This window comes from Achromobacter sp., from assembly GCF_050285585.1.
Classification (GTDB): domain Bacteria; phylum Pseudomonadota; class Gammaproteobacteria; order Burkholderiales; family Burkholderiaceae_B; genus Achromobacter.
On sequence record NZ_JBLZXF010000005.1, the window covers coordinates 110,276 to 122,553 of the forward strand.

10 protein-coding genes are annotated in these 12,278 nt (G+C 63.9%); 5 read left to right on the plus strand and 5 right to left on the minus strand.

Annotated features, from left to right (window positions below):
* Positions 1 to 48: 48 nt before the first annotated feature.
* Positions 49 to 2,034, plus strand: a complete 1,986-nt coding sequence (locus ACN6PJ_RS09635; protein ID WP_427995645.1) for a hypothetical protein — start codon at positions 49 to 51, stop codon at positions 2,032 to 2,034.
* 17 nt (positions 2,035 to 2,051) lie between these two features.
* On the opposite strand, the gene ACN6PJ_RS09640 is transcribed toward ACN6PJ_RS09635, so the two are convergent.
* The 3 genes from ACN6PJ_RS09640 to ACN6PJ_RS09650 all read right to left on the minus strand — a co-directional run bounded on the left by ACN6PJ_RS09640 (position 2,052) and on the right by ACN6PJ_RS09650 (position 4,371).
* Positions 2,052 to 2,828 carry a fused MFS/spermidine synthase gene (locus ACN6PJ_RS09640; protein ID WP_427995646.1) on the minus strand — a complete coding sequence of 259 codons (777 nt, stop codon included), beginning with the start codon at positions 2,826 to 2,828 and terminating at the stop codon, positions 2,052 to 2,054.
* A 116-nt stretch (positions 2,829 to 2,944) separates the two neighbouring features.
* Positions 2,945 to 3,364, minus strand: coding sequence for a universal stress protein (locus ACN6PJ_RS09645; protein WP_427995647.1), 420 nt, complete (start codon positions 3,362 to 3,364; stop codon positions 2,945 to 2,947).
* On the minus strand, positions 3,361 to 4,371 hold the full coding sequence (locus ACN6PJ_RS09650; RefSeq protein WP_427995648.1) for a TerC family protein: 1,011 nt from the start codon (positions 4,369 to 4,371) through the stop codon (positions 3,361 to 3,363). Before ACN6PJ_RS09650 ends, ACN6PJ_RS09645 begins: the two co-directional genes overlap by 4 nt.
* Before the next feature lie 241 nt (positions 4,372 to 4,612).
* Here ACN6PJ_RS09650 and proP point away from each other — a divergent pair, with 241 nt between their 5' ends.
* The gene (gene proP / locus ACN6PJ_RS09655; RefSeq protein ID WP_427995649.1) at positions 4,613 to 6,145 is read left to right on the plus strand and encodes a glycine betaine/L-proline transporter ProP; all 1,533 of its coding nucleotides are present in this window, start codon (positions 4,613 to 4,615) and stop codon (positions 6,143 to 6,145) included.
* A gap of 137 nt (positions 6,146 to 6,282) precedes the next feature.
* Positions 6,283 to 7,119, plus strand: a complete 837-nt coding sequence (locus ACN6PJ_RS09660) for a hypothetical protein (RefSeq protein WP_427995650.1) — start codon at positions 6,283 to 6,285, stop codon at positions 7,117 to 7,119.
* A gap of 175 nt (positions 7,120 to 7,294) precedes the next feature.
* Here ACN6PJ_RS09660 and ACN6PJ_RS09665 read toward each other — a convergent pair whose 3' ends face one another.
* Complete coding sequence (locus ACN6PJ_RS09665; RefSeq protein ID WP_427995651.1) at positions 7,295 to 8,491, minus strand: MFS transporter; 1,197 nt, start codon at positions 8,489 to 8,491, stop codon at positions 7,295 to 7,297.
* A 153-nt stretch (positions 8,492 to 8,644) separates the two neighbouring features.
* Between ACN6PJ_RS09665 and ACN6PJ_RS09670 the strand changes: the two genes are divergently transcribed.
* On the plus strand, positions 8,645 to 9,532 hold the full coding sequence (locus tag ACN6PJ_RS09670) for a LysR family transcriptional regulator (protein ID WP_427995652.1): 888 nt from the start codon (positions 8,645 to 8,647) through the stop codon (positions 9,530 to 9,532).
* Positions 9,533 to 9,799: 267 nt separating this feature from the next.
* On the opposite strand, the gene glmS is transcribed toward ACN6PJ_RS09670, so the two are convergent.
* On the minus strand, positions 9,800 to 11,632 hold the full coding sequence (gene glmS, locus ACN6PJ_RS09675) for a glutamine--fructose-6-phosphate transaminase (isomerizing) (protein WP_427995653.1): 1,833 nt from the start codon (positions 11,630 to 11,632) through the stop codon (positions 9,800 to 9,802).
* Positions 11,633 to 11,783: 151 nt separating this feature from the next.
* On the opposite strand from glmS, the gene ACN6PJ_RS09680 reads away from it, so the two are divergent.
* Positions 11,784 to 12,272, plus strand: coding sequence for an Lrp/AsnC family transcriptional regulator (locus ACN6PJ_RS09680; RefSeq protein ID WP_427995654.1), 489 nt, complete (start codon positions 11,784 to 11,786; stop codon positions 12,270 to 12,272).
* The last annotated feature ends 6 nt before the right edge of the window (positions 12,273 to 12,278 follow it).

A 12,278-nucleotide genomic window follows, 5' to 3' on the forward strand; every position in this document is an offset into this window, starting at 1 on the left:
CTGCCGGCAGCACAGACCCCGACCCGGCCGACGACTAGGGAGGCCGCCATGGCTGCCAGGAAGCAAGCGGAACGCTCTGTCCGGAAACCGGCCGCCAAGGCCTCCGCACGCAAGACGCCGCGCGCCCGCAAGGCCCGCAAGCTTCCACCGGAGCTGCCCTTCCGCCGCGCGGCGAAGCCCGACGCCTTCGATGCGCGCGACATCGCCTTCCATCCCAACATCTCCGTCACGCCGAAGACGGAAATGATCCCCGCGATGGGGCTGACGGTAAAACACCAGGGCGACACCTCCGCCTGCACCGGATTCGCCCTGTCGACTGTCGTCGAGTATCTGCTGCGCCGCTCCGAACGCGAGCCGCGCCCCGCCATTTCCCCGTACATGCTGTACTCGATGGCCAGGCGCTACGACGAATTTCCGGGCTCGGTCGATGACAACGGGTCGAGCCTGCGCGGCGCGCTCAAGGGCTGGTTCAAGCACGGCGCCTGCGCCCAGGCCCTGTTCCCCGGCATCGAGATGCCCGCCGCGGCCAACGAAACGGAGGACGACTGGTGGCTGGACGCGGTGAAGCGGCCGTTGGGCGCCTACTACCGCGTCGATACGCGCAACATTGTCGAGATGCATGCCGCGCTCAACGAGGTCGGCATCCTCTACGCGAGCGCCGGTTGCCATGCCGGATGGGACGCCGGCCATGGCGTCACGCCGCGTGCGGCGTCGGCCACGCCGGTCGCCCAGCCCTTCTGGATCATTCCTGCGAACGACCAGGAGTCCGCGATGGACGGCCATGCCTTCGTCATCGTGGGCTATACGCAGGACGGCTTCCTGATCCAGAATTCCTGGGGCGAGGAATGGGGCACCCACGGCATGGCGGTGCTGACCTACGATGATTGGATGCGCAACGCCATGGACTGCTGGGTCGTCCAATTGGGCGTCGTCACCCATGAGCACGAAAAGATTTCCAACAGCATCAGCCTGCGCACGGACGGCAGGAAAGTCACGCTCGCGGCGGGCGCCGTCTTGCGCAACCGCGAACTCTCTCCGTTCATCGTCAACATCGGCAACAACGGCAAGCTCAGCAACAGCGGAACCTTCAGGACCACGCCGGACGACCTCCGCGCCATCGTGGACGTGCATATGAACGCCGCGCGCGACAAATGGGGGCTGAAGGACAAGCCGATGGACGTGTGCGTTTATGCCCATGGCGGACTGGTCGGGGAGGAAGATGCCGCGCAGGCCGCGGCCGAGTGGATACCCCTGCTTTACGAAAAGCAGATCTTTCCCGTCTTCCTGATGTGGGAAACCGATTTCATCACCACGGTGAAGAACATCATCCAGGACGCGGCCAACAGCGTCCCCAGGACCACGGGCGGTCTCGGCGAGCGTCTGGAACGCTGGTGGAATCAGCGCCTGGAACGCTGGCTGGCGCGACCTGGAACCGTGATCTGGGGCGAAATGAAACAGAATGCCCAGGCCATGAGCGAGCCCGTCCCCAAGGGCGGCGCCCAGGAAGAGGCGGCGATGATCATGCTGTACCGGCACTTCAAGTCGCAGGTCGGCCAAGGCCGCGTCCGCCTGCACGTCGTGGGCCATTCGGCCGGCGCCATCGTCGCCAGCCATTTCGTGCACCGGCTGGCGGCGGAAGGCGGCGAACTCGAATCCCTGAGCCTCATGGCGCCGGCGGTGACGATGGATACCTTCCGCCGGCTGGTCGTGCCGAACCTGAAGACCCGCGTGAAGCGGTACCAGCAATTCCACTTGTCGGACCGCGCCGAAGAGGACGATCCCACCTGCGGCCCGTACCGGCGGTCCCTGCTTTACCTGGTGAGCGAGTCCTTCGAGGGCGGCACCACCACGCCGCTGCTCGGCATGGAGCGGTATTTCCGCGACGCCGGCATCCCCTGCGACGCCGTGCATGTCTCGCCGGCGGGCGCCCATGCCACAGGCGGCGGGCTGCCGCCCGTCGCCTCCAGCACGCATGGCGGCTTCGATAACGACAAAGGCACCCAGCAACACGTCATCGCCTTCATCAAGCGGTGACCGGCGGGCCGATTCCGCTAGCGCAGCACCAGGGTCGCCCCGATGACGCGCATGGTCGGCATCAGCTGACGCCAGGCGTCCTTGGGGAGGGCGGCTGGCCGCCGGAGCGCCGCGGCGGCGGGGTCGTCCAGCAGGTCGCCCTTGCAGGCGAACACGATGCTGTTGGTCATGTCGTCGTCCACGACTTCGAACATCGACGCCCCGAATGCGGCGCGCACCCGGTCCATGTACTCGTGATGCTGCGGATGATTCACGTGGAAATTGATCACGAGGATGCCGTCCTCCCGCAGGGCGCGGAAGCAATCGGCGTAGAAGCCGGCCGAGCAAAGGGCATCGGGAATGCCGCCCACGCCGAAGCCGTCCAGGAAGATCACATCCGCGTGGTCTTCGGCATTGCGCAGGTATTCGGCGGCGTCCGCCTGGATGACCCGGAACCGGGCGTCGTCCGCCGGCACCATGAAGGCGTCCCGCAGGGCGATCACGTCCGGGTCGATCTCGATCACCTCGATCTCGGTCCGGGCCAGATAGCGGTGGCAGAACTTGGGCAGCGACCCGCCCCCCAGCCCGACCATCAGGATGCGGGCGGGTTCCGGCTTGAACAGCACGAAGCCCATCATCATCCGCGTGTACTCGAGGTCCAGCGCGTCCGGATTGAGCAGCGACATGCTGCTCTGGATTTCCTTCTCGGTGAAATGCAGCGTCCGCCGGGTGCCCGAATCCTGGACGAAGGGCCTCGGATTGCCGGTAGGCGCGTCAGGCGGCGGGGAATCGGCGGAAATACGGACGTCGGACATGGGGCGTAGCGGATTGCACGGAAACGTCCAGAAGATACCACTCCGCGCGGAACGGGTTCAGGCCCGTCCCGCCATGCAATCCGCCCGAGCAGGGGGCCCCATCGGCCCGCGCGGCCCTAGATCAGCAGGACCGGGCAGGGCGCGCTCGCGACGATCCGCCCGCACACCGACCGCAAAATGGCATCGACGAACTGACCCCGGTGGTGCGACCCCATCACGATCGCGGCCGCTTCGATCCTGGCCGCGTATTCGACGATTTTCTCCGCCGCGTGGCCCGTCAATTCGTGGCATTCGAACGCCACGCCGCCTTCGGTCAGTATGTCGACCACCGACTTCATCGCCCGGCCGCTCTCTTCGTGGTGCCAGGCGTCGATGCCTGCCTTGCCGATGAAGGCCTGCACATCTCCCGTCACGTCGGGCTCGCAGTGCACCACGTGCACGATGAAATCCCGGTTGAGCAGGGAACTTCCGACCAGGTAGCGCGCTGCGGCATCGCTGTAGCTCGACCCATCGGTGGCAAGAATGATCGTGTTCATGGCGGATCTCCGGTTTTTGACGCTTTGGCCTTGGGACGCGCGGCGTTTGCCGCAAGCCGCCCGGGCAGAATCAGGCTGGCGCCAACGGACGCCAACAGGATAAGGCCAACTGCCCCGAGCGACCAATGCACGGGAACGTGGAGCCATGGCGCGGCCAGCATCTTGCCGCCGATGACGATGAGCACGGCGGCAAGGCCATGCTTGAGGTAGCGGAAACGCTCCCGCATGTCGGCCAGCAGGAAGTACATCGCGCGCAGGCCCATGATGGCGAAGATATTGGAGGTAAACACCAGGAAGGGGTCGGTGGTGACCGCGAAGATCGCCGGAATGCTGTCCACCGCGAACACCGCATCGCTGGCCTCGATCATCAACAGCACGACGAACATCGGCGTGGCGTAGCGCAAGCCGCCGATACGCACGAAAAAGGACTCTCCGTGATAGTCCTTGGTGATCCGCATGGATGACCGCAGAAGGCGGACCAGCGGATTGCGGGCGATGTCCGGCGGGTGGTCCGCCTTGGCCAGCATCCTGGCCCCGGTGACGACCAGGAGCGCGCCGAATACATAGAACAACCAGGCGAACTGGGAAAGCAGCCACACGCCGGCGAGGATCATGGACACGCGCATCACGATGGCGCCCAGCACGCCGTACAGCAATACCCGGCGCTGCAGATCGAGCGGCACGGCGAAGTACCCGAAGATCAGCGAGAACACGAACATATTGTCCACCGACAGGGACAGTTCGATCAGGTAGCCGGTAAAGAACTCCAGCGCCTTCCGGTTCGCGATGGCGCGGCCCAGGTCAGCGTCCAGGAACCACCACAGCAGGGCGCCGAACAGTGTGGCGAGGACCACCCACGCGAACACCCAGCATAGCGCCTCCCGCGACGAGACGCGGTGCGCGTGCCTGCCGCCCAGCACATACAGATCCAGCGCCAGCACGACCAGCACGAACCCGACGAAGCCCGCCCACATCGGCAAGGTGGCAAAGGTCTCGACCTGGTCCATCAGGGTCTCCCGCCATCGCCGCGCCCCCCCGCTCATGATGGCCGGCGGCGCGCGGCGAATACACGAATCCAGTCTAGAGCCGGGCGATCCCCGGAACAATCCGCATATGACGAACTGATAGTCCGTAAATTCCGAAATCCGCGGGCGGGAGCCACGCCGCGGCGCTGGCGGAGTAGAATTTTTGCATCGCAGCGCGCCGCGGGCGCCGCGGCGCACCTTGCACACAATGGGAGACTGGCTCATGGCAGAGATATCCCCGGCGTCACAGCAGGTCCGGCCATTGGAGATCGGCGACATCACCGTCATCGACAACACCAAGCTCAAGAAGGCCGTCACGGCCGCCGCTCTAGGCAATGCGATGGAGTGGTTCGATTTCGGCGTCTACGGCTTCGTCGCCTTCGCGCTCGGCAAGGTGTTCTTCCCCGACGCCTCGCCCGCGGTCCAGACCATCGCCGCGCTGGGCACCTTCTCGGTTCCCTTTCTCGTGCGTCCCCTGGGCGGCGTCTTCTTCGGCGTGATGGGCGACCGCTTCGGCCGCCAGAAGGTGCTCTCGCTGACCATCATCATCATGGCGATCAGCACCTTCTGCATCGGCCTGATTCCCTCCTACGAGTCCATCGGCCTGTGGGCGCCGGTGCTGCTATTGCTGTGCAAGCTCGCCCAGGGCTTCTCGGTGGGCGGCGAGTACACGGGAGCCGCCGTGTTCGTGGCGGAGTACGCGCCCGACCGCCGGCGCGGCTTCCTCGGCAGCTGGCTGGATTTCGGCTCCATCGCGGGCTTCGTGCTGGGCGCGGGCCTGGTGGTGCTGCTGCAGGCGACGCTCGGGGAGCGGACCTTCCTGGACTGGGGATGGCGCGCGCCTTTCTTCGTCGCCGGCCCGCTAGGGCTGCTGGGCCTGTATCTGCGCCATGCCGCCGAGGAAACGCCGGCATTCACCCAGCAGCTGGAGAAAATGGAGCAGGAGGATCGCGACGCCGTGCAGGAACGGCCCGCCGTGTCCTTCCGCGAAATCTTCTCCAAGTACCGCAAGGCGCTGCTGGTCTGCATCGGCATGGTGCTGGTAACGAACATCACTTACTACATGCTGCTGACCTACATGCCCACCTACCTGTCGAGCAGCCTCGGCTATTCCGAGGAGCACGGGGTGCTCATCATCGTGGTGGTCATGATCGGCATGCTGTTCGTGCAACCGGTCGTCGGCTTCTTCAGCGACAAGATCGGCCGCAAGCCTTTTCTGCGGGTCGGCAGCATCGGCCTGCTGGTGATCGCGGTGCCGGCCTTCTCGTTCGTGGGCAGCGACAACACCGGCCTGATTTTCCTGGGGCTGCTGTTCATCGCCGTGTTCCTGAACTGCCTGACGGGCGTCATGGCGTCCACGCTGCCCGCGCTGTTTCCCACCCGGATCCGGTACAGCGCGCTGGCCAGCTCCTTCAACGTGGCGATCATCGCCGCCGGCCTCACGCCCACCGTGGCCGCGTGGCTGGTCGAGGAAACCGGCAATCTGATGATGCCCGCCTACTACCTGATGGCGGCATCGCTGATCGGCATCGTCACGTCCTTCTTCCTGCCCGAAACCGCCAACCGTCCGCTGCGAGGCGACACCCCGACCGCCTCGAACCGGCGCGAGGCGCGCGCCCTGCTGCAGCAGGCCCACGAACACATCGAGCAAAGCGTGCTCGATGTGGAGGCGGAGATCGCGGAACTGGAAGGCAAGCTGGAGGCGCTGCGGCAACGCCGCCAGCGCCTGGCGGACCGCCATCCCGATCTGGAATGAAGCGGCGCGCCGCCGCTCCTTTACAATCCGCGCGGGCCGGTGCCCCGTCGACACCCCAAAGGGCGACTTATCGAGTCGCCCTTTGTTCGTTCGGCGCATTGGCGCAATCCGCTATTCACAAGGAAATCATACTTACCATGCAGCACCCTCAGTCTTATTCCACGGGCGAACTGATCCAGACCTTTCGCCATGGCAAGTTCCTCGTCTATTTTCTTGTGATATTGGGAGTCGTGTGCCTGGGCACGGCGGGGTTCGTGCTGTACCTCAGCACCATCGCGCCGCAGAAAAATCCCGTTCTCTTCTTCGGCACCAGCGGCTTCCTGCTGTTCTGCGCGCTCTGCGCCTTCGCGGCTTCCGTGTGGCAGAAGAAGCTGCGCCGCGCCAGCTACGATGTCTACGAAAAGGGCATTGCCCAGGTCATCGGCGGGCAGGCGCAGTACACGCCCTATGCCGAAATCCAGGACCTCTACCTGTTCAGTTCCGGGCAGACCATTCTTAGCGGCATGGCGACCAACCTGGCCTATCGCCGCAATGCAAGCGAACCTTTCCGCTGGATCAGCGAGCACCTCTGGAAATTCATGGATTTCCAGCAACTGGTCCGCGAACGGTATCTGCGCGAGCGCCAGCCCGCCGTACTCGACACCCTGGCGTCCGGCGGCGCGGTCACGTTCAACTACATCAGCAGCGGCCAGGTCTGGCGCAAGCGCATCAGCGGCAAGTTCCTGAACATCTCCACCCAGCCCATCGTGCTGACCCGCGATGCGCTCGAAGTACAGGGACGGAAGATTCCGCTGTCCAGCCTGCGCAGCGTCGATCTGAACGCCTGGACCGAAAAGGTCGTCATCAAGGACGAATCCGGCAAGACGGTGCTCTCCACGATAGGCCTGGGCATCCTGAGCCTGGACCTGTTCCTGAATACGTTGAGCCTGATTCGTGAGCAGGACCACGACATGGCTGGCGCGACGCCCGCCTGACCGGGAGAAGCCGCCGCATCATTCGTGCCGCGCCCGGCGAGAACCTGGGCGCGTACCGGGCCATCAGCATGCGCCACCGCCAGTTCGGGCGTCGGCTTGCATGCCACCCGCGCGTCCCGGAGTGCCGCCGGCGCTCCACCGGCGGAGTCGCGAACTGGGGAAGGCCTTCCGCGACTTATCTCCAAGCGGCTGAAAAACCATGCCGCTTGGCATGCCAGACCACGGCCAGCATTGCTGTCAGGAGCACCAAAAGCGCTGGAGAAAATGCCGCAACACCAAAGGTGTCCAATAGCATTCCACCAATGATGCCTCCACCGGCGATTGCCATATTCCAGGCCGTCACCAGCATGGACTGAGCGACATCGGCCGCGTCCTTGGCCGTCTTGGCGAGAGCGGTCTGGAATAGCGTCGCCGCACCACCGAATGCCAATCCCCAGGCACCCACCGCCGCATAGACCACGGTAGAAGCATCGCTCGCCATGCCGAGCGCCAGGGCGGCCAGGCCGAACAAGACCGTGCTGGCGAGCGTCAACATGCGCAGATGGCGGTCGATCAGCACTCCGATGATCCAAATCCCCAGCAGCGAGGTGACGCCAAATACTAGCAGCACCAAGTCCGTCCGGTCGGACATGCGCACTGCGGCCAGGAACGGCGCGATATAGGTATAGAGGATATTGTGCGCGAGAACGAAGGCCAGCACCGCGAACAGCACCGAGCGCACACCGGGCATGGTGAACACATGGCTTGGCGGCAGCCGCTTGGCCGCGGGCTGTCCAGCATAGTCCGGCACCTTGACGCTCACCCATATCAAGAGCACCAGCGCCAGTCCGCTCATGATGCCAAAACAGATCCGCCAACCGACCAGATTCCCGAGGAACGTGCCGGCAGGCACACCCAGCGACAACGCCAAAGGCGTGCCCACCATCGCAATGGCGATGGCGCGCCCCTTCTGATGCTCGGGCACCATGCGCGCGGCATAGCCCGCGAGCAATGCCCAAAGCAGGCCGGCTGATACGCCCGCGAGGAAGCGAGCCACCATCGTCAAGACATAGTTGTCAGAAAACGTCGTGACCGTATTGGCGACCACGAAGCCCGCGATTGCTGCCAATAGCAGCGGGCGCCGCCGCACGCCCTGGGTGGCAGCAGTCAGTGGAATGGCGGCCACCATCGAACCGATGGCGTAGACGGTAACAAGCTGTCCGGCCAACGCTTCGGAAATCCTCAGGCCGGCACTGATCTGGGGGAGCAGACCCGCAGGCAAAGCTTCGGTCAGGATCGTGACGAAACCGGCCAGCGCCAAGGCCAGAAGTGATGCAATGGGAAAAGAGGCGGAGTTGGCACCGGGTCCGGGTGGCGTTGTCGAAATTTCCATGGTTCCTGCCTTTTGGGGTACCGAGGACGGGCACAAGGAACCCGGAATCGGCACGAATTGATGTAGGCAGTCATGGTGATGGCGTCTTCAATATAAGACAATAATGCTAATGTTCTGAACATTTACGACAAATTGTCTTAAATAAGGGCAGCCATGGAATCCCTGACCGGTATCGCATTCTTTGTCCAGGCCGCGGAAACAAGAAGCTTCTCTGAAGCGGGGCGTCACCTCGGTGTGTCATCGTCGGCCATCGGCAAGAGCGTGTCCCGACTTGAAGAACGGCTGGGCGTGCGCCTTTTCCACCGCAGCACGCGCAACATGACGCTGACGCCGGAAGGGGCGCTATTTCTTGAACGCTGCCGGCGCATCCTGTGCGAAGTCGAAGCGGCGGAACTAGAACTCGCTGAAACGCGGCGAGCGCCGCGCGGGCGGCTGCGTATCAGCCTGCCTCTGGTCGGAATGCTAGTTATGCCCGCTCTGACCGCTTTCATGCACCGCCATCCGGCCATTGAATTGGACGTGGATTTCTCGGATCGCCTGGTGGATGTGATCGAGGAAGGCTTTGACGTGGTCATACGTACGGGCCAACTGGCAGACTCGCGCCTCATGTCGCGCCCGCTTGGCAACTACCGGCTGCAACTTGTCGCGTCGCCCGATTACCTGGCGGGCCGCGGAATGCCCGAGACTCCCGCGGATCTTAGGCATCACGCCTGCTTGCAACACAAATTTCCCAGTACCGGCAAGCTCGAGCCGTGGCCCCTGAAACGTGCGCAAGGTTCCTCGGAATGGACGCTTCCCGCCTCGATGGTGTGCAACACATCGGCAGCGCTGATGGATGTGGCTCTAGCCGGCCTGGGCATCGCCTGCCTGCCAGACTACATGGTGCGGAAAGCCATTGGGCAGGGCGCACTGGTGACGCTTCTTGATGCATACGTCGAGCATCAAGGTACCTTCTGGCTACTGTGGCCGTCGAGCAAACACCTGGCGCCGAAGCTGCGAGCATTCATCGACTTCATGGTCGATGAATTATTGAAGAATTGACAGGGAAGAACGCCTGGGCCCCTTAAGGCCTTTGCCCTCGATTGCGCGACAAGCGCCGCTCCACCGGCTTGCCCTGCGGTCCGGGCTGAGCACACCACAGCCGACGCGATTGAACATTCGCGTGGACGCCCGGCCCTGACACAAAAGTGACGTTGAAATACATCGGCAAACGTTCGACGAGAAGCTAGGCGTTCAGGTCGCGACGGACTTTACTCCGCGCGACCGACCTTATTTCTCGTTTTCACGCGGACAGCCCGCCGCTCGCGCTTATTCCACCGTCACGCTCTTGGCGAGGTTGCGCGGCTTGTCCACGTCGGTGCCGCGGGCGCATGCCGTGTGGTACGACAGCAGCTGCAGCGGGATCGTGTGCAGGATCGGCGACAGCTTGCCGTAGTTCTCGGGCATGCGGATCACGTGCATGCCTTCGGCGCTCTGGATCTTGCTGTCGGCGTCGGCGAACACGTAGAGTTCGCCGCCGCGGGCGCGCACTTCCTGCATGTTGGACTTCAGCTTTTCCAGCAGCTCGTCCTTCGGCGCGATGGTGACGACGGGCATGTGCTCCGTCACCAGGGCCAGCGGGCCGTGCTTGAGTTCGCCGGCCGGGTAGGCTTCGGCGTGGATGTAGCTGATTTCCTTGAGCTTGAGCGCGCCTTCCAGGGCGATCGGGTAGTGCATGCCGCGGCCCAGGAACAGGGCGTTTTCCTTCGAGGCGAAGCGATCGGCCCACGCCATGATCTGGGGTTCCAGCGCCAGCACCGAGCCGATGGCGGACGGCAGGTGGCGCAGCGCCTTCAGGTGCTCGGCTTCCTGCTCTTCCGTGAGCTTGCCGCGCGTTTGCGCCAGCGCCAGGGTCAGGAGGAACAGCGCGGTGAGCTGGGTGGTGAAGGCCTTGGTCGAGGCCACGCCGATTTCGACGCCGGCGCGCGTGATGTACGACAGCTTGCACTCGCGCACCATGGCGCTGGTGGACACGTTGCAGATGGTCAGCGTGTTTTCCATGCCCAGCGAACGGGCATGCTTCAGCGCGGCCAGCGTGTCGGCGGTTTCGCCCGATTGCGAGATGGTGACCACCAGCGAGCGCGGGTTAGGCACGCTGTCGCGATAGCGGTATTCGCTGGCGATCTCCACGGCCACCGGGATCTTGGCGATCGATTCGATCCAGTACTTGGCGGTCAGACCCGCGTAGTAGCTGGTGCCGCAAGCCAGGATCAGCAGGGAATCGATGTCCTTGAAAATCCTGTAGGCGTCGTCGCCGAACAGTTCGGGCGTGATGGACTCGATGTCCTGCAGCGTATCGCCGACCGCGCGGGGTTGTTCGAAGATTTCCTTCTGCATGTAGTGGCGGTAGGGGCCGAGCTCGGCCGCGCCGGTGTGCACGTGCACGGTGTGCACTTCGCGATCCACGTTCTTGCCGCTGGCGTCGACGATCCAGACGCGCGACAGTTGCAGGTCGACGACGTCGCCGTCTTCCAGATAGATGATCTGGTCGGTCGTGCCGGCCAGGGCCAGCGCATCGGAAGCCAGGAAGTTCTCGTTCTGGCCCACGCCCACGACCAGCGGCGAACCCTGGCGCGCGCCCACGACACGGTGCGGTTCGTCGCGGCAGAACACGGCGATGGCATAGGCGCCATGCAGGCGGCGCACGGCGTTCTGCACCGCTTCGAACAGATCGCCGGCATACAGGTGGTTGACCAGGTGCGCGATCACTTCGGTGTCGGTCTGGCTTTCGAACACATAGCCGACGGCCTGGAGCTCGGCGCGCAATTCATCGTGGTTTTCGATGATGCCGTTGTGGACCAGCGCGATGCGCGGCTCGTCGTTGCCCAGGTGCGAAAAATGCGGATGGGCGTTGTGGGTGGCGGGCACGCCATGGGTGGCCCAGCGGGTGTGGGCGATGCCGGTGAAGCCCTGCAGCTTGTCTTGCGAAACCTGCTCGGCCAGTTCGGCCACGCGCTGCGTGCTGCGCGTGCGGCGCAGGTGGCCGTCGGCATAGACGGCGACGCCGCAGGAATCGTAGCCGCGGTATTCCAGGCGCTTGAGGCCTTCAACGAGAATCGGGGTGATGTCGCGCTGGGCGACGGCGCCAACAATGCCGCACATAGGGAGTGCTCCGGGAAGTTCGTGTACCGACGCATTGTGCTTGTCCCGGCAAGAAATTAGATTTCTTTATCTAGCCACTTATGTAAATTAATTCCCTTACATAATTGTGATTAAATAATCTTTCGTTAAGTACTAACTTTTGAAATTAATAATGCAGAATCCACCGATTCCATTGCCGGAACTGGATGATCTGGACCGGCGCATTCTTGAACAGTTACAAGAAGACAGTTCGCTGACCAATCAAGACCTCGCCCAGCGCGTGCATGCATCGCCCCCTACCTGCCTGCGGCGGGTCCGCCGGCTGGTGGACGAGGGCGTGATCGACCGCCAGGTGGCCATTCTGTCGGCCGGAAAACTGGGCAGCACGCTGACCGCGATCGTGGAGATCACGCTGGACGTGCAGGCCGCGGAGCGCCTGGACGAGTTCGAACGGAGCATGCTTGCCGAACGCGCGGTGCTGCAGTGCTACCGGGTGTCGCCGGGACCGGATTTCGTGGTGATCGCGCAGGTGAAGGACATGCCGGCCTATCACGCGCTGGTGCATCGGGCGTTCACCGCCCAGGCCAACGTGCGCAACGTGCGCACCTTCTTCTCGGTGCATCGCGCCAAGTTCGAGACCCGGATCGACGTACGGGCCTGAGCCCAT

Coding starts and splice junctions, on each gene's coding strand:
- ACN6PJ_RS09650 (WP_427995648.1), bottom strand. CDS start 4,371: ATGGACCAGGTCGAGACCTTTGCCACCTTGCCGATGTGGGCGGGCTTC.
- ACN6PJ_RS09645 (WP_427995647.1), bottom strand. CDS start 3,364: ATGAACACGATCATTCTTGCCACCGATGGGTCGAGCTACAGCGATGCC.
- ACN6PJ_RS09665 (WP_427995651.1), bottom strand. CDS start 8,491: ATGGAAATTTCGACAACGCCACCCGGACCCGGTGCCAACTCCGCCTCT.
- proP (WP_427995649.1), top strand. CDS start 4,613: ATGGCAGAGATATCCCCGGCGTCACAGCAGGTCCGGCCATTGGAGATC.
- ACN6PJ_RS09660 (WP_427995650.1), top strand. CDS start 6,283: ATGCAGCACCCTCAGTCTTATTCCACGGGCGAACTGATCCAGACCTTT.
- ACN6PJ_RS09680 (WP_427995654.1), top strand. CDS start 11,784: ATGCAGAATCCACCGATTCCATTGCCGGAACTGGATGATCTGGACCGG.
- ACN6PJ_RS09635 (WP_427995645.1), top strand. CDS start 49: ATGGCTGCCAGGAAGCAAGCGGAACGCTCTGTCCGGAAACCGGCCGCC.
- ACN6PJ_RS09640 (WP_427995646.1), bottom strand. CDS start 2,828: ATGTCCGACGTCCGTATTTCCGCCGATTCCCCGCCGCCTGACGCGCCT.
- glmS (WP_427995653.1), bottom strand. CDS start 11,632: ATGTGCGGCATTGTTGGCGCCGTCGCCCAGCGCGACATCACCCCGATT.
- ACN6PJ_RS09670 (WP_427995652.1), top strand. CDS start 8,645: ATGGAATCCCTGACCGGTATCGCATTCTTTGTCCAGGCCGCGGAAACA.